The 15,831-nt window shown below is 61.5% G+C and carries 13 protein-coding genes; 7 read left to right on the top strand and 6 right to left on the bottom strand.

Going from position 1 to position 15,831, the window contains the following annotated elements:
* Complete coding sequence (gene hutH / locus HCK03_RS18700; protein ID WP_041144672.1) at positions 1-1,533, top strand: histidine ammonia-lyase; 1,533 nt, start codon at positions 1-3, stop codon at positions 1,531-1,533.
* Between the two features lie 100 nt (positions 1,534-1,633).
* Positions 1,634-3,022 (top strand): amino acid permease, encoded by a 1,389-nt coding sequence (locus HCK03_RS18695; RefSeq protein ID WP_143967528.1) that lies wholly within the window; start codon positions 1,634-1,636, stop codon positions 3,020-3,022.
* A 50-nt stretch (positions 3,023-3,072) separates the two neighbouring features.
* On the opposite strand, the gene HCK03_RS18690 is transcribed toward HCK03_RS18695, so the two are convergent.
* Together HCK03_RS18690 and bioA are read right to left on the bottom strand one after the other, a co-directional pair.
* Positions 3,073-3,549, bottom strand: coding sequence for a kinase inhibitor (locus HCK03_RS18690; protein ID WP_041144674.1), 477 nt, complete (start codon positions 3,547-3,549; stop codon positions 3,073-3,075).
* A 69-nt stretch (positions 3,550-3,618) separates the two neighbouring features.
* The gene (bioA, locus tag HCK03_RS18685) at positions 3,619-4,908 is read right to left on the bottom strand and encodes an adenosylmethionine--8-amino-7-oxononanoate transaminase (RefSeq protein ID WP_167692028.1); all 1,290 of its coding nucleotides are present in this window, start codon (positions 4,906-4,908) and stop codon (positions 3,619-3,621) included.
* An 85-nt stretch (positions 4,909-4,993) separates the two neighbouring features.
* Here bioA and bioB point away from each other — a divergent pair, with 85 nt between their 5' ends.
* From bioB to bioD, 4 genes are read left to right on the top strand one after another with little or no spacing between them, the layout of a single operon-like run.
* Positions 4,994-6,034 carry a biotin synthase BioB gene (bioB, locus tag HCK03_RS18680; protein WP_071844899.1) on the top strand — a complete coding sequence of 347 codons (1,041 nt, stop codon included), beginning with the start codon at positions 4,994-4,996 and terminating at the stop codon, positions 6,032-6,034.
* On the top strand, positions 6,031-7,188 hold the full coding sequence (bioF, locus tag HCK03_RS18675; protein ID WP_167692027.1) for an 8-amino-7-oxononanoate synthase: 1,158 nt from the start codon (positions 6,031-6,033) through the stop codon (positions 7,186-7,188). Before bioB ends, bioF begins: the two co-directional genes overlap by 4 nt.
* Positions 7,172-7,927 (top strand): malonyl-ACP O-methyltransferase BioC, encoded by a 756-nt coding sequence (gene bioC / locus HCK03_RS18670; RefSeq protein WP_167692026.1) that lies wholly within the window; start codon positions 7,172-7,174, stop codon positions 7,925-7,927. The genes bioF and bioC overlap by 17 nt, the downstream gene beginning before the upstream one ends.
* Positions 7,920-8,642, top strand: coding sequence for a dethiobiotin synthase (gene bioD, locus HCK03_RS18665; RefSeq protein WP_041144678.1), 723 nt, complete (start codon positions 7,920-7,922; stop codon positions 8,640-8,642). Before bioC ends, bioD begins: the two co-directional genes overlap by 8 nt.
* Here bioD and HCK03_RS18660 read toward each other — a convergent pair.
* Positions 8,584-9,306 carry an ABC transporter ATP-binding protein gene (locus tag HCK03_RS18660; protein WP_041144679.1) on the bottom strand — a complete coding sequence of 241 codons (723 nt, stop codon included), beginning with the start codon at positions 9,304-9,306 and terminating at the stop codon, positions 8,584-8,586. The genes bioD and HCK03_RS18660 overlap by 59 nt on opposite strands.
* Before the next feature lie 737 nt (positions 9,307-10,043).
* Here HCK03_RS18660 and uvrB point away from each other — a divergent pair.
* Complete coding sequence (uvrB, locus tag HCK03_RS18655; RefSeq protein WP_041144680.1) at positions 10,044-12,059, top strand: excinuclease ABC subunit UvrB; 2,016 nt, start codon at positions 10,044-10,046, stop codon at positions 12,057-12,059.
* A gap of 267 nt (positions 12,060-12,326) precedes the next feature.
* Here uvrB and pmrB read toward each other — a convergent pair whose 3' ends face one another.
* Genes pmrB through eptA form a run of 3 tightly spaced genes read right to left on the bottom strand, consistent with a single transcriptional unit; the run spans position 12,327 to position 15,746 of the window.
* A complete protein-coding gene (gene pmrB, locus HCK03_RS18650) occupies positions 12,327-13,424 on the bottom strand; it encodes a two-component system sensor histidine kinase PmrB (protein WP_167692025.1) in 1,098 nt (365 codons plus the stop codon).
* 4 nt (positions 13,425-13,428) lie between these two features.
* Positions 13,429-14,103 (bottom strand): two-component system response regulator PmrA, encoded by a 675-nt coding sequence (gene pmrA / locus HCK03_RS18645; RefSeq protein WP_115193282.1) that lies wholly within the window; start codon positions 14,101-14,103, stop codon positions 13,429-13,431.
* On the bottom strand, positions 14,100-15,746 hold the full coding sequence (gene eptA, locus HCK03_RS18640; protein ID WP_167692024.1) for a phosphoethanolamine transferase EptA: 1,647 nt from the start codon (positions 15,744-15,746) through the stop codon (positions 14,100-14,102). Before eptA ends, pmrA begins: the two co-directional genes overlap by 4 nt.
* Positions 15,747-15,831: the final 85 nt, after the last annotated feature.

The following is a 15,831-nucleotide window of genomic DNA, read 5'->3' as shown; positions in this document are numbered from 1 at the left end:
ATGAAAACTTTAACTCTTATTCCCGGCCAGCTGAGCCTGACGCAACTGCGCGATATCTATAGCCACCCGCTGAACGTCGTGCTCGACGAGCGCGCCTTTGCGGCGATTGATGAGAGCGTGGCCTGCGTCAATGCGATCCTCGCGGAAGGGCGCACCGCTTACGGCATCAACACCGGTTTTGGCCTGCTGGCGCAAACCCGCATCTCGACCGACGATCTCGAAAACCTCCAGCGCTCGCTGGTGCTCTCCCACGCCGCCGGTATCGGTGAGCCGCTGGATGAAGCGATGGCGCGGCTGATTATGGTGCTGAAGATTAACAGCCTCTCCCGCGGCTTTTCCGGCATTCGTCTGAGCGTGATCCAGGCGCTGGCGGAGCTGGTGAACAAAGGCGTTACGCCGTGGATCCCGGCGAAAGGCTCGGTGGGGGCATCCGGCGATCTGGCACCGCTGGCGCATATGTCGCTGACGCTGCTCGGGGAAGGGAAAGCCCGCTGGCAGGGGGAGTGGATGCCGGCCGCGCAGGCGCTGGAAAAAGCCGGCCTCAGGCCGATTACCCTGGCGGCGAAAGAGGGGCTGGCGCTGCTTAACGGCACCCAGGCTTCGACGGCGTTCGCGCTGCGCGGCCTGTTTGAAGCCGAAGACCTGTTTACCTCCGCGGTGGTCTGCGGCGCGCTAACCACCGAAGCGGCGCTGGGCTCGCGTCGTCCGTTTGACTCGCGTATCCACGAGGCTCGCGGCCAGCGCGGGCAGATTGACGCCGCCGCGCTCTATCGCCACGTACTGACCGACGACAGCGCGATTTCTCAGTCGCACCACGGCTGCACCAAGGTGCAGGACCCGTACTCTCTGCGCTGTCAGCCGCAGGTGATGGGCGCCTGCCTGACGCAGATCCGTCAGGCGGCGGAAGTGCTGTTGGTTGAGGCTAACGCGGTCTCCGACAACCCGCTGGTGTTTGCCAGCGAGAATGAGGTGATTTCCGGCGGCAACTTCCACGCCGAGCCGGTGGCGATGGCGGCGGACAACATCGCCCTGGCGATTGCCGAAATCGGCTCGCTCTCCGAGCGCCGCATCGCGCTGATGATGGACAGCCATATGTCGCAGCTGCCGCCGTTCCTCGTGAAAAACGGCGGCGTCAACTCCGGCTTTATGATTGCCCAGGTCACCGCGGCGGCGTTAGCCAGCGAAAACAAAGCGCTTTCCCACCCGCATAGCGTTGATAGCCTGCCGACCTCCGCGAACCAGGAGGATCACGTTTCGATGGCACCGGCCGCCGGTCGTCGCCTGTGGGCGATGGCGGAAAACACCCGCGGCGTGCTGGCCGTTGAGTGGCTGGCCTCCGTTCAGGGGCTGGATATGCGCGAGGGTCTTACCAGCAGCCCGCTGCTGGAAAAGGCGCGTCATCTGCTGCGCGAGCGCGTATCGCACTACACCGAAGACCGCTTCTTCGCGCCGGATATTGAAAACGCTATTGAGCTTTTGGCCGCGCGTCACCTGACGCGACTGCTGCCTGCCGTACTGCCCGATCACAACTAACCATTCGCTGTTCTCTGTACCCGCGTCGGGGGGATGCCTTCCCCCCGACCGTCCTACACGCATATTTGTCGTCGTATAAAAATTATCAGGACACTTGCATATGCAACAACAATCGCAACAAAAGCCACATCTGCTGCGCGGGCTGAACGCTCGCCATATTCGCTTTATCGCGCTCGGTTCCGCCATCGGCACCGGGCTGTTCTACGGGTCGGCCGCCGCCATCAAGGCCGCCGGTCCGGCGGTGCTGCTGGCCTATCTTATCGGCGGCGCGGCGGTCTTTATCGTGATGCGTGCGCTGGGGGAAATGGCGGTGCGCAACCCCGTTTCCGGATCCTTCGGCAGCTATGCGCGCCAGTATCTCGGCCCGCTGGCCGGGTTTATCACCGGCTGGACCTACACCTTCGAAATGGTCATTGTGGCCCTCGCCGACGTGACCGCGTTTGGGATCTATATGGGGCTGTGGTATCCCGACGTCCCGCGCTGGATCTGGGTGCTGAGCATTATCTTTTTCATCGGCGCGATGAACCTGTGCCACGTGCGAATTTTTGGCGAGATGGAGTTTTGGCTCTCGCTGATTAAAGTGGTGGCCATAATTGCGATGATCGCGGCGGGCGGCGCCATCATCTTCTTTGGCTTTGGCAACGCGTTTCCGGCGACGGGGCTGGAGAATCTGTGGAGCCACGGCGGCTTTGCGCCGAACGGCTGGCAGGGGATTATCGCTTCGCTGGGGATTGTGATGTTTGCCTTCGGCGGGGTCGAAATCATTGGCGTCACCGCCGCAGAGGCGCAGAACCCGAAAAAGGTTATCCCGCAGGCAATCAATACCATCCCGCTGCGCATCGTGCTGTTCTACGTCTGCACGCTGGCGATCCTGATGGCTATTTTCCCGTGGAACAGCTTTGGCGAGCAGGGCAGCCCGTTCGTACTGATCTTCAGCGGCCTGGGCATTCCGGCGGCGGCGACAATCCTCAATATTATCGTCATTAGCGCCAGCATTTCGGCCATCAACAGCGATATATTTGGCGCGGGCCGCATGATGTACGGCATGGCGAAAGAGGGCATGGCGCCGAAAAGCTTCCAGCGCATCGCCAGCAACGGCGTGCCGTGGATGACGGTGGTGGTGATGGGCGTGGCGCTGCTGGCGGCGGTGGTGCTGAACTACCTGATGCCGGAGCAGATCTTCGTGCTCATCGCCTCGCTGGCGGCGTTTGCCACGGTGTGGGTCTGGCTGATGATCCTGCTGGCCCACTTTGCGATGCGCCGCGGCCTGTCGGCGGAAGAGCGGCGCAATATCGAGTTCCCGGTGCCGTTCTGGCCGGTGGCGCCGCTGCTGACCCTGCTGTTTATGGGGCTGGTGATTGCGGTGCTGGGAATGGTGGAAGAGACGCGCATTGCGCTGATCGCCGGCCTGGTCTGGCTGGGTCTGCTGACGGTGGTGTGGTATGCGCGAGTGCGCAAAACCGCGGTCGTCGCGGTGACGGAGCAGTAATCAGATAGGCCCGGGTCAGGCGTGAGCGCTGGCCCGGGGAAGCGCCGAGTTTAGCTAAACAGGGCGGTTATTGAGGCGCTGCCGAGGCTGTGGAAATGGACGTTAAAACCGACCATCGCGCCGCTTGCGCCTTCATCGACCTCAATTTTATCAACGTCCAGCGCGTGCACCGTAAAGATGTAGCGATGGCTTTCACCCTTCGGCGGCGCCGCGCCGCCGTAGCCCGTCTGACCGAAATCGGTGCGGGTCTGAACCGCCTCTTCGGGCAGCGGCGCCAGGCCGGAACCGGCGCCCTGGGGCAGCACGCGCGTATCGGCAGGGAGGTTCGCCACAATCCAGTGCCACCAGCCGGAGCCGGTCGGCGCGTCGGGATCGTAGCAGGTCACCACAAAGCTTTTGCAGCCCGCCGGCACATCATCCCACGTCAGATGGGGTGAAATATTGTCCCCCGCGTAGCCCATACCGTTGAATACATGACGGTTGGGCAGCTTCTCGCCATCCTGCAAATCATGACTGATGAGTTTCATCGTCTCTCCTCAAGTTAATCGCCTGATTGGCAGAGAAGTGTAGCGCGCAGGGCGCGGCATTACCGTCTCTTAATCGCTAAAAAATGTTTCTTCCAGCACCGCGGCGTTAACCGCCCGGGTCAGGCGCGTCAGCTGTTCGGCGCTAATGATATACGGCGGCATCAGGTAGATAAGCTTGCCGAACGGGCGCACCCATACGCCTTGCTCCACGAAGAAGCGCTGCAGGGCGGCCATGTTCACCGGACGGCGGGTTTCCACCACGCCAATCGCGCCGAGCACGCGCACGTCGGCCACCAGCCCGGAGTCGCGCGCCGGCGCCAGCTCGGCCTTCAGCTGCGTTTCGATGGCGGCGACCTGGGTCTGCCACTCGCCGCTTGCCAGCAGGCTCAGGCTCTCTGCGGCCACCGCGCAGGCCAGCGGGTTGCCCATAAAGGTCGGGCCGTGCATAAAGCAGCCGGCCTCGCCGTTGCTGATGGTCTCCGCGACCGTGCGGGTGGTCAGCGTCGCGGAGAGCGTCATGGTTCCGCCGGTCAGCGCTTTGCCGAGGCACAGTATATCCGGTGCGATGCCCGCATGTTCGCAGGCAAACAGCTTACCGGTACGGCCAAAGCCGGTGGCAATCTCATCGGCAATCAGCAGGATACCTTCGCGATCGCACATCTTACGGATGCGCCTTAACCACTCCGGATGGTACATCCGCATTCCGCCGGCGCCCTGCACGATGGGTTCGAGGATCACCGCGGCAATTTCATGGCGATGGGCGGCCATCAGGCGGGCAAAGGGCACCATGTCGAGCTCGTCCCACTCGCCGTCAAAGCGGCTTTGCGGCGCCGGCGCGAACAGGTTGTCCGGCAGATAGCCCTGCCACAGGCTGTGCATGGAGTTGTCCGGATCGCACACCGACATCGCGCCGAAGGTGTCGCCGTGATAGCCGTTGCGGAAGGTGAGAAAACGCCGGCGCGGTTCGCCCTTTGCCTGCCAGTACTGCAGAGCCATTTTCATCGCCACTTCGACCGCCACGGAACCGGAGTCGGCAAGGAACACGCACTCCAGCGAGGGCGGCGTCATCGCCACCAGCTGGCGGCAGAGCGCGACCGCCGAGGGGTGGGTGATGCCGCCAAACATCACGTGCGACATCTGGTCGATCTGCGCTTTCATCGCCGCATTCAGCCGCGGATGGTTGTAGCCGTGGATCGCCGCCCACCATGACGACATGCCGTCAATCAGCCGTTCGCCGCCGGCCAGTGAAAGCTCGCAGCCGTGGGCGGATTCCACCGGGTAAACCGGCAGGGGAGAGGTCATGGAAGTGTAGGGGTGCCAGATGTGGCGCCGATCGAAGGCGAGATCGTCCATTGTCATAAGCGACTTGTAAACCATTTTGAAAACATTTAGGTTTACGAGTATAAACCGAACCGACAGTTAACAAAACCCTTTGGAGAAGCCAATGGCTCACCACGCACGCTGGACAATGTCGCAAGTCACCGAGTTATTTAATAAACCACTGCTGGATCTGCTGTTCGAAGCCCAGCAGATCCACCGCCAGCACTTTGACCCGCGCCAGGTGCAGGTCAGCACGCTGCTGTCGATTAAGACCGGCGCCTGCCCGGAAGACTGTAAATACTGCCCGCAGAGCGCGCGCTATAAAACCGGCCTTGAGTCCGAGCGCCTGATGGAGGTTGAACAGGTGCTGGAGTCGGCGCGGCAGGCCAAAAATGCCGGTTCGACCCGTTTCTGCATGGGCGCGGCGTGGAAGAATCCGAATGACCGCGACATGCCCTATCTTGAGCAGATGGTCAAAGGGGTGAAGGCGATGGGGCTGGAGTCCTGCATGACCCTCGGCACCCTGACCGATAGCCAGGCGCAGCGCCTTGCCGGTGCCGGTCTCGACTACTACAACCACAACCTCGATACCTCGCCGGAGTTCTACGGCAATATCATCACCACCCGCACCTACCAGGAGCGCCTCGATACCCTCGGCAAGGTGCGCGGGGCGGGAATTAAGGTGTGCTCCGGCGGCATCGTCGGGCTGGGCGAAACGGAAAAAGATCGTGCCGGACTGCTGCTGCAGCTGGCCAACCTGCCGACGCCGCCGGAAAGCGTGCCCATCAACATGCTGGTGAAGGTGAAAGGGACGCCGCTGGCTGAAAACGATGACGTCGACGCGTTTGACTTTATCCGCACCATTGCGGTGGCGCGCATCATGATGCCAACCTCCTATGTGCGCCTCTCCGCCGGCCGCGAGCAGATGAACGAACAGACCCAGGCGATGTGCTTTATGGCCGGGGCAAACTCCATTTTCTACGGCTGCAAGCTGCTGACGACGCCGAACCCGGAAGAGGATAAGGACCTGCAGCTGTTCCGCAAGCTGGGGCTTAACCCGCAGCAGACGGCGGTGCTGGAAGGGGATAACGAGCAGCAGCAGCGTCTGGAGCAGGCGCTGAACAACCCCGATACCGAGGAATATTACAACGCGGCGGCGCTATGAGCTGGCAGCAACGCATCGAGCAGGCGCTGAGCGAACGGCGGCAGGCGGATGCTTTCCGCTCTCGCCAGCCGGTGGCGCAGGGTGCCGGGCGTTGGCTGACCCGCGAGGGGCAGCGCTGGCTCAACTTTTCCAGCAACGATTATCTGGGCCTGAGCCAGCATCCGCAGATCGTTGCCGCCTGGCAGCAGGGCGCCGAGCGCTACGGCGTCGGCAGCGGCGGCTCGGGCCACGTTAGCGGCTACAGCGACGCGCATCGTCAGCTGGAGGAGGCGCTGGCCGACTGGCTGGGCTATCCGCGCGCGCTGCTGTTTATCTCCGGCTTTGCCGCTAACCAGGCGCTGATTGCCGCCCTGCTCGGCAAGGACGATCGCGCGGTAGCGGACCGTCTGAGCCACGCCTCGCTGCTGGAAGCGGCCAGCTTCAGCCCGGCGCAGCTGCGGCGCTTTCAGCACAACGACGTTCAGCAGCTGAAAGCGCTGCTGGATAAACCGCTGGCGGGCCAGCAGCTGACGATCACCGAAGGCGTCTTCAGCATGGACGGCGATAGCGCGCCCCTCGGCCCCATTCAGCAGGTCACCGCCGAAGCCGGCGGCTGGCTGCTGGTCGATGATGCTCACGGCATTGGCGTGCTGGGCGATGAGGGGAGGGGCAGCTGCGACGCGCAAAACGTTCACCCTGAGCTGCTGGTGGTGACCTTCGGCAAGGCCTTTGGCGTCAGCGGCGCGGCGGTACTGTGCAGCGAGGCGCTGGCGGATTATCTGCTGCAGTTTGCCCGCCACCTGATTTACAGCACCGCCATGCCGCCGGCCCAGGCCGTTGCGCTCAGCGCCGCGCTGCGCGCGATTCGCGGCGATGAGGGCCAGCGGCGGCGGGAGGCGCTGGCCTGCCGGATTGCCCAGTTCAGGGACGGTATGCGCGACTACCCTGGGCAGCTTACCGAATCGACCAGCGCCATTCAGCCGCTGATCGTCGGAGACAACGCCCGGGCTCTGCGCCTGGCAGCGCGCCTGCGCGAGCAGGGCTGCTGGGCGACGGCGATCCGCCCGCCGACGGTGCCGGTCGGCAGCGCCCGGCTGCGGCTCACCCTGAGCGCGGCCCATGAATCGGCGGATATCGAGCGTCTGCTGGAGGTCCTGCATGGCGGCGGTGAATAAACGCGCGGTGGCCGCCGCCTTCGGTCGGGCGGCGAGCCGCTATACGCAGCACGATGAGCTGCAGCGGCGCAGCGCCGAGCTGCTGCTGCGCCAGCTTGGCGACCGGCGCTTTGCCGAGGTTCTGGACGCGGGCTGTGGCCCAGGCAGCATGAGCCGCTACTGGCGCGAGGCGGGCAGCCGCGTCACCGCGCTGGATATCTCCGTTGATATGCTGGCGGAGGCCCGGCGCCAGCAGGTCGCGCACGACTACGTCGAGGGCGATATTGAATCCCTGCCGCTGCCGGCGGCCTGCGTCGATCTGGCGTGGAGTAATCTGGCGGTGCAGTGGTGCGACGACCTCGGCGCCGCGCTTGCTGAGCTGTACCGGGTGGTGCGTCCCGGCGGGCGGGTGGCCTTTACCACCCTATTGGCCGGTTCGCTCCCCGAGCTCAACCAGGCCTGGGCGACGATTGACCGGCATCCGCACGCCAATCGTTTCCTCAGCGAGCAGGCGGTACGCAGCGTGATGAGCGGCTGGCGGGGCGAGGCGCAGGTGCATGCCGTGACGCTGCCGTTCCCCGACGCCCTGTGTGCAATGCGTTCGCTAAAGGGTATCGGCGCCACCCATTTACACCAGGGACGCAGCGCGGCACCGCTGAGTCGCACAAAGCTGCAGCAGCTTCAGCTGGCGTGGCCAAAACGGCACGGGCAGTGCCCGCTGACCTACCATCTTTTTACAGGAGTAATTGAACGTGATTGAGCGTTATTTCGTCACCGGAACCGATACTGAAGTCGGCAAAACGGTGAGCAGCTGCGCCCTGCTGCAGGCGGCAAACCTGCGGGGTCGGAACAGCGCCGGCTATAAGCCGGTGGCCTCCGGCAGCGAGTACACGGCGCAGGGCCTGCGCAACGACGACGCCCTGGCCCTGCAGCGCAACAGCCGCGTGGCGCTGAGCTACGAGCAGGTTAACCCGTTAACCTTCGCTGAACCCACTTCGCCGCATATTATCAGCGCCGATGAGGGGCGCCCCATTACCGCCGCCGCGCTCTCCGCCGGGCTGCGCGAGCTGGAGCCGCTGGCCGACTGGCTGCTGGTGGAAGGGGCTGGGGGCTGGTTTACGCCGCTGTCTGAAACCCTGAGCTTTGCCGACTGGGTGCAGGAAGAGCGGCTACCGGTGATTCTGGTAGTGGGGATAAAGCTGGGCTGCATTAATCATGCCCTGCTGACGGCGCAGGCGGTGCGTCAGGCAGGGCTGCCGCTGGTGGGCTGGATTGCTAACGACGTCCAGCCGCCGGGGAAGCGGCATAGCGAATACCTCGCGACCCTCAAACGGCTGCTGCCCGCACCCATGCTGGGCGAAATCCCGTGGCTGGAGGAGGCATCCCGGCGGGAAGACCTCGGCCAGTACCTCGATCTTAGCGCGCTGGATCGGGCGTCATCCACTGCGCCAGCAGCGGCTCATCCAGCTGTATAACGTCGCCCTGCGCCACGCTGCGCCCGCGGTGCAGCAGGCAGAAGCGGTCGGCCACCCGGCGAATGAACGGCAGGTGCTGCTCGGCGAGCAGCACCGTTAAACCGATATCCCGGTTCAGGCGAACCAGCAGATCCCCCAGCTTATGCATAAAGTGCTGTCCGCTGCCGCGCGAGGGCTCATCGAGTATCAGCAGGCGCGGTCGGACGATCAGCGCCCTCGCCAGCGCCAGCTGGTACCTGTCGTCTTCCGAGAGCGCGGCGCCTTTGCTCTGGCGCAGGGCGTAGAGCTGCGGAAAGAGATCGTAAATCTCGCTATTCACCACGGCGCCGGGCGTGCCTCCGGCCGCCAGCGCGATATGCAGATTCTCCTCTACGCTGAGCTGCGAAAAGATGCGCCGGTCCTGCGGCACGTAGCCGATCCCGATGACGCTGCGTGAATGGGCGGAGAGCGGCATCAGGTCGCAGGGCGGCGCTCCGCGCTCCTGCCAGGTGATGCTGCCGCTGGCGACCGGGAGATTCCCGGTAATGCAGTTGACCAGCGTGGTTTTCCCCATTCCCTGACTTCCCATCACGCAGGTGCACTCTCCTGACCTGAGCTCAAGATCGACGTTCCACAGCGTGTGCTGGCTTCCATAGTACTGATTGACGGCGCGTAGACTCAACATAGACGTTTTCTCCTTTTTGACGACGGCGAGCGAGACAAACATTCTGCAAATCTCTTGCCAGGAAAAAGAAGTGACGGCATTTTTCCGCCAGCGCAGGTCGCGGCGGCCACCGCCGGCAGGGAACAGCGAAGCGGCTGCACTTTCCCGGTGCTAAACGGCGTGAAACGTGGTGCAGAAAGCAGCAAAAAGGCGGGCGTCCTTAGCTGATAAATATCAAAAATAATTCAATAATATTTTTTAGCCGCGTGATTTTCGTCGGCGGGCAATTTCGGCCGGGTGGCAGAGGTCATGGCCTGCAGCGAGTTATCCACTATTCCTGTGGATAACCTTGTGTATTAGAGTTAGAGAACTTGCGGTAAGCTAGAGATTACGCGGCCTGCGGCTGAATTGGCGCGAAACCCGTCTTTTATTAAATTTTATTTAATATCAATTGGTTGTATAAAATCAATGGCTGTAAGGAAAGTGTCACCTGCTGCCATAAAAGATTCATCGCCTTGCTTGACAAATGTTAAATGGCAAAATTTTCTGGGGATAACCTTACACAGTGGCGGATTATTCCGCATGGTGCGCTTTTTTTGCCCAAATGCGGCCGCCCGGGGCAAGGTTTACAGGGCAAACAGTAATACGATACTGGTTTTATATCCAGTATTATTTATTGGCAAAAGCGCCGGCGACGGGTAGAATTAAACACCTGCCGTTTCGCGCCGGGCGCTTCATCCTCCTTCAGGGTCAGACATATGAGTAAAACGTTCACGCTGCATTCCGCTTTCCGTCCCTCTGGCGATCAGCCAGAAGCCATTCGTCGCCTCGAAGAGGGGCTGGAAGATGGCCTGGCGCACCAAACGCTGCTGGGGGTAACCGGGTCGGGTAAAACCTTCACCATCGCTAACGTCATTGCCGATCTGCAGCGTCCAACGATGGTCCTCGCGCCCAACAAGACGCTGGCGGCGCAGCTGTATGGCGAAATGAAGGAGTTTTTCCCGGAGAATGCCGTCGAGTATTTCGTCTCCTACTACGACTACTACCAGCCTGAAGCCTACGTGCCGAGCTCGGACACCTTCATCGAGAAGGATGCCTCGGTCAACGAACATATTGAACAGATGCGCCTGTCGGCAACCAAGGCGCTGCTGGAGCGCCGCGACGTCATCGTGGTGGCCTCGGTCTCGGCGATTTATGGCCTCGGCGATCCTGACCTGTACCTGAAGATGATGCTGCACCTGACCACCGGCATGCTGATTGACCAGCGGGCCATTCTGCGCCGCCTCGCGGAGCTGCAGTACACCCGTAACGATCAGGCTTTCCAGCGCGGGACCTTCCGCGTTCGCGGCGAGGTCATTGACGTCTTCCCGGCGGAGTCAGACGATATTGCCCTGCGTATTGAGCTGTTTGACGAAGAAGTTGAGCGCCTGTCGCTCTTTGATCCGCTGACCGGGCAGGTTGAGTCGTCCATCCCGCGCTATACCATCTACCCGAAAACGCACTACGTTACCCCGCGCGAGCGAATCGTTCAGGCGATGGAAGAGATAAAAGTCGAGCTGGCGGAGCGGCGTAAAGTGCTGCTGGAAAACAACAAGCTGCTGGAAGAGCAGCGCCTGAGTCAGCGTACCCAGTTCGACCTCGAAATGATGAACGAGCTGGGCTACTGCTCGGGGATTGAAAACTACTCGCGCTATCTTTCCGGGCGCGGGCCGGGCGAGCCGCCGCCGACGCTGTTCGACTACCTGCCGGCGGATGGTCTGCTGGTTATCGATGAGTCCCACGTGACCATTCCGCAAATTGGCGGGATGTACCGCGGCGACCGGGCGCGTAAAGAGACGCTGGTGGAGTACGGTTTCCGCCTGCCGTCGGCGCTGGATAACCGCCCGATGAAGTTTGAAGAGTTTGAGGCGCTGGCGCCGCAGACCATCTACGTTTCGGCGACGCCCGGCGCCTACGAGCTGGATAAATCCGGCGATGAGGTGGTCGATCAGGTGGTCCGTCCGACCGGCCTGCTTGACCCGGTTATCGAAGTGCGTCCGGTGGGGACCCAGGTCGACGATCTGCTGTCGGAGATTCGCCTGCGCGCCGCCATCAACGAGCGCGTGCTGGTGACGACCCTGACCAAGCGGATGGCCGAAGACCTCACCGAGTACCTCGAGGAGCACGGCGAGCGCGTGCGCTACCTGCATTCGGATATCGATACCGTCGAGCGTATGGAGATTATCCGCGATCTGCGCCTCGGCGAGTTTGACGTGCTGGTCGGCATCAACCTGCTGCGTGAAGGGCTGGATATGCCGGAGGTCTCGCTGGTGGCGATCCTTGATGCCGACAAAGAGGGCTTCCTGCGCTCCGAGCGCTCGCTGATCCAGACCATCGGCCGCGCGGCGCGTAACATCAACGGTAAGGCGATTCTCTACGGCGACAGGATCACCGCCTCGATGGCGAAGGCCATCAGCGAAACCGAACGCCGTCGCGAGAAGCAGCAGCGCTATAACGAAGAGCACGGCATCACCCCGCAGGGTCTGAATAAGAAGGTGGTCGATATCCTGGCGCTGGGCAGCGGCCTGGCGAAGACCAAGGCCAAAGGGCGCGGCAAGTCGCGTTCACCGGTCGAGGCGGATACGCCGGTGCTGACGCCAAAAGCGCTGCAGCAGCGAATTCACGAGCTGGAAGGGCAGATGATGCAGCACGCGCAGAACCTGGAGTTCGAAGAGGCGGCCCAGATCCGCGACCAGCTGCATAAGCTGCGGGATCTGTTTATCGCCGCGTCGTAGGCCGGCGCCCGTCGCACCGGGCGTCCAGGCTGCGGCCAGACTGGGATCTGGCCGCACGGAACGTCCGGGCAGCGCCTGCGGATGCGAGGGCTGCCTGGCGCCAAACTGGCAAATAAAATAGCCCGGCTGGGCCAGCTCTTAATATCCGCTTAATCTTGTTCGGGGAGACTATCTTCATTCTAATGAGGATAGCGCCATGCAAAAACTACACTTTCGCCAATATCTGGCCATTACCTGCGCCTTTATTATCGTCGTCGCCTTCTTCCATCAGTGGGTGCTGACCTTCTGACGCGACGGCCTCGGGAAGAGCACCCAGGCGCGAACGCCGGGGCCCGGCCGGCGGTTATGCAAAAAGAACTGGGTATCGTGCAACTGGGCGATACGGGTGACGATGCTTAATCCCAGACCAATGCCGCCGTAGCGGCTGTCCATGCGGACAAACGCTTTGCTCAGCTCGCCGCTTTTCGCTTCATCAATTCCCGGCCCTTCATCCTCCACCGCCAGAATCGGCGTTGACCCCGCCTGAATCGAGACGCGGATCGTTGAGTCCGTCGGGCTATAGCGGTGCGCATTCTCCACCAGATTGCGCAGCACCACGCGCAGCAGCGTGGCGTCGCCGGACACCATCACCTCCTCGTCCGCACCGGCTATCTCAAGCTTTTGCCGGCGCGACGCCAGCATCGCTTCCAGCTCCTCCTCAAGCGGTTCAACGACATCCTCCATCAGCTGCACCTGCTGGTAGCTACCGGCAGAAAACGACTGCCCTACGCGGGCCAGCTGCAGGAGCTGGGAGATACTGTTGGTCATCTGATCGAGGCGCTGAATAAGCGGATCGACTCCGACCCCGTGCACTTTGGCCAGCAGCTCAAGGTGCAGGCGCAGCCCGGCCAGCGGCGTGCGCAGCTCGTGGGCCACGTCGGCGGTAAACAGGCGCTCGCGGTCGAGCGTCAGGTTGAGGCGCGATACCAGCTGATTCAGCGCTGTGGTTACGGCGGTCACTTCCGGCACCGACTCGCTAAGCTCGATGGGCTGGAGATTATCCGGGGTGCGGTTCTCCAGCTCGCTCTGCAGACGAGAGAGCGGGCGGGTTATCTTTTTCACCGCCAGCAGGCTGATATAGAGCGCGAGGCCGATAATCAGCAGGCTTGGGACCAGCAGGCTGGCGACCGCTTCCCGCACCTCGTGCTCAACGTGCTTCTGGTTGTTGTGCCCCTCAATGGCGCTGGCCACCAGCAGCTGAATCTGCTCCTTGCTTTCATGCCACAGCCAGAACACGCTGATAATCTGGCAGACCGCCAGAATCGTGCCGATGGTCAGCAGCAGGCGAAAGCGCATGGTCCATTTTTCGGTGGCTAACAGCGGCATCTCTTTATGACTCCGATTCGGTATTGTTCACCAGCATATAGCCAAAGCCCCTGACGGTGCGGATCCGCGCCTTACCGACCTTATCGCGCAGGTTGTGGATATGCACCTCGAGGGTATTGGTCGCCGGCTCGTTATCCCAGCTGTAGATATCGTTGTAGAGAATTTCCCGATGTACCGGACTGCCCGCCTTCATCATCAGGCGCGACAGCAGGGAGTACTCTTTTGGCGTCAGATCCAGCGAATCCCCGCCCAGCCACACCTGGCGGCGGGTAATATTAAGGCGCAGGTTGCCGACCACCATTTCGCTGTCGCCCTGGTTATTGTGGCGGCGGAGCAGCGCGCGGATGCGGGCGTTAAGCTCCTCCAGCGCGAAGGGCTTCACCAGATAGTCATCGGCGCCGGTATCGAGGCCGCTAATGCGGTCTTCGACGGTATCGCGGGCGGTGAGGATCAGCACCGGCTGGCTGAATTTCTCCCGGCGCATCCGCGCGAGGAAATGCAGGCCGTCCTCATCCGGCAGCCCGAGGTCGAGGACCACCAGGCTGTAGTGGTTGCTGGCCAGCGACAGCGCGGCCTCATGCGCGCTGGCGACGCCGTCGCAGGCGTATCCTTCGCTCTGCATGGCCAGAATTAATCCCTGTAACAGGAGCGCGTCGTCTTCAATGACTAAGATTTTCATCTGCCGGCCTCGCTTATGCATGGCGTTAAAATATCGTCTGACGGCCGGTATTCGCGGGTATTGACCCCGAACAGGCCGAGCAGGGTGGAGAACAAGTTATCCTGCGAATAGGGCGCCGTTTTTGCCTTTTGCTGCAGGCACTGGCTGGAGACGCCGTAGCGCTGCTGGTAATCCTGCGACAGCCACATCAGCATCGGAACGTGCTTTTGCGTATCCGGCGCGATGGACCACGGCAGCCCGTGCAGATACACGCCATCTTCCCCCAGCGACTCGCCGTGGTCGGAAAGATAGACCAGGCTGGTGGTAAATTTATCCTGCTTTGACTGCAGCAGCTTGATGGCCTTATCCACCACGTAATCGACGTACAAAATGGTGTTGTCGTAGGTGTTGGTCAGCTGCTGCTGCGAGCAGCCCTGAATTTCATTGGTATCGCAGGTGGGGGTGAATTTTTTGAATTCAGCAGGGTAGCGATTGTAGTACGTCGGGCCGTGGCTGCCGATAGTGTGCAGAACGATAATGCCGTCCTGTTGCAAACCGTCGATGTAGCTTTCCAGATTATGGAATAAGACCTCATCGTAGCACTCGCCGTCGATGCACTGGCCCGTCAGCTTGAGATCGGTGACGTTCTGATGCGGAACGCGATCGCAGGCGCCTTTACAGCCGCCGTCGTTGTCGTTCCACAATACCTGAATACCGGCGCGCTGCAGAATGTCCAGCACGCCCTCCTGGTGATGGGCCAGCTCTTCATCATAGTGCTCGCGCGGCATGTTGGAGAACATGCACGGCACGGAAACGGCGGTGGCAGTACCGCAGGAGGTGGTGTCGGGAAAATAGATAACGTTATCCTGCTGCAGGCGCGGGTTGGTTTCGCGGGGGTAGCCGCCGAGGGAGAAATTTTCCGCCCGCGAGGTCTCACCCAGCACCAGAATGGTCAGGTTTTTTCTCGGCCCGTCGCGCATTTGCGGCTTTTGCTGCGCATCTTCGCCAATTTTGACCAGCGGCAGATTGTCCATCCTGTTGTGCGCATACCACGAGTTGATCGCCACGATGCTGTTTGACGGGCTGAGCGACTTCACCAGCTCTTTATTATTGCGGAACACCGAGGCGTAATCTTTATAAAACAGGGCAGCAATCAGGATGATAAGGAGAGCCGACAGCGCCACGTTGAGCAGCCGTACGGCAACGCCGCGGGTGAAGGTTTTCGGCTTACGCACCTTAATCCACCAGGCCGCCAGTACCGCCAGCACGCCGGAAAGCCCGAGCGTCAGCACCATGCTGCCCGACATCAGGGCGAAGCTCTCCGCCGGCGTGGTATCCAGAATGTTGGTGATCATCGCCCGGTCGATAATGACCCCGAAGGTCCAGATAAAATACTGTGCCGAGGCGCTGAGCAGAATAAACAGGGTGATAACGACCCGGTCGAGCTTCAGAAAAGAGGCCAGGGTAGTGAGGATATTCATCACGCTGAAGGTGACCAGCGGCATGCTGAGGAACACCAGCCAGCTATGCAGGTTATTGACCGGCAGCAGGGTGAAGACCTGGCGATAGAAGGCGATATTGAGGAATAGCCCGACGTAGGCGGCAAAGAGAATCAGGTAAACCGTGCGGCTCACTACCGGTCGACGCAGTGGAAATAACGACATAGCAAAAGTCCTGATGAAAACATGCTCACTATGCTGCCACGTCTATTTTAAGACAACCTTAAGATTTTAATGTGGGGAGTTGACG

It is taken from the genome of Klebsiella terrigena (assembly GCF_012029655.1).
Lineage (GTDB): Bacteria > Pseudomonadota > Gammaproteobacteria > Enterobacterales > Enterobacteriaceae > Klebsiella > Klebsiella terrigena.
This window is presented reverse-complemented; position numbering and strand designations above follow the sequence as displayed.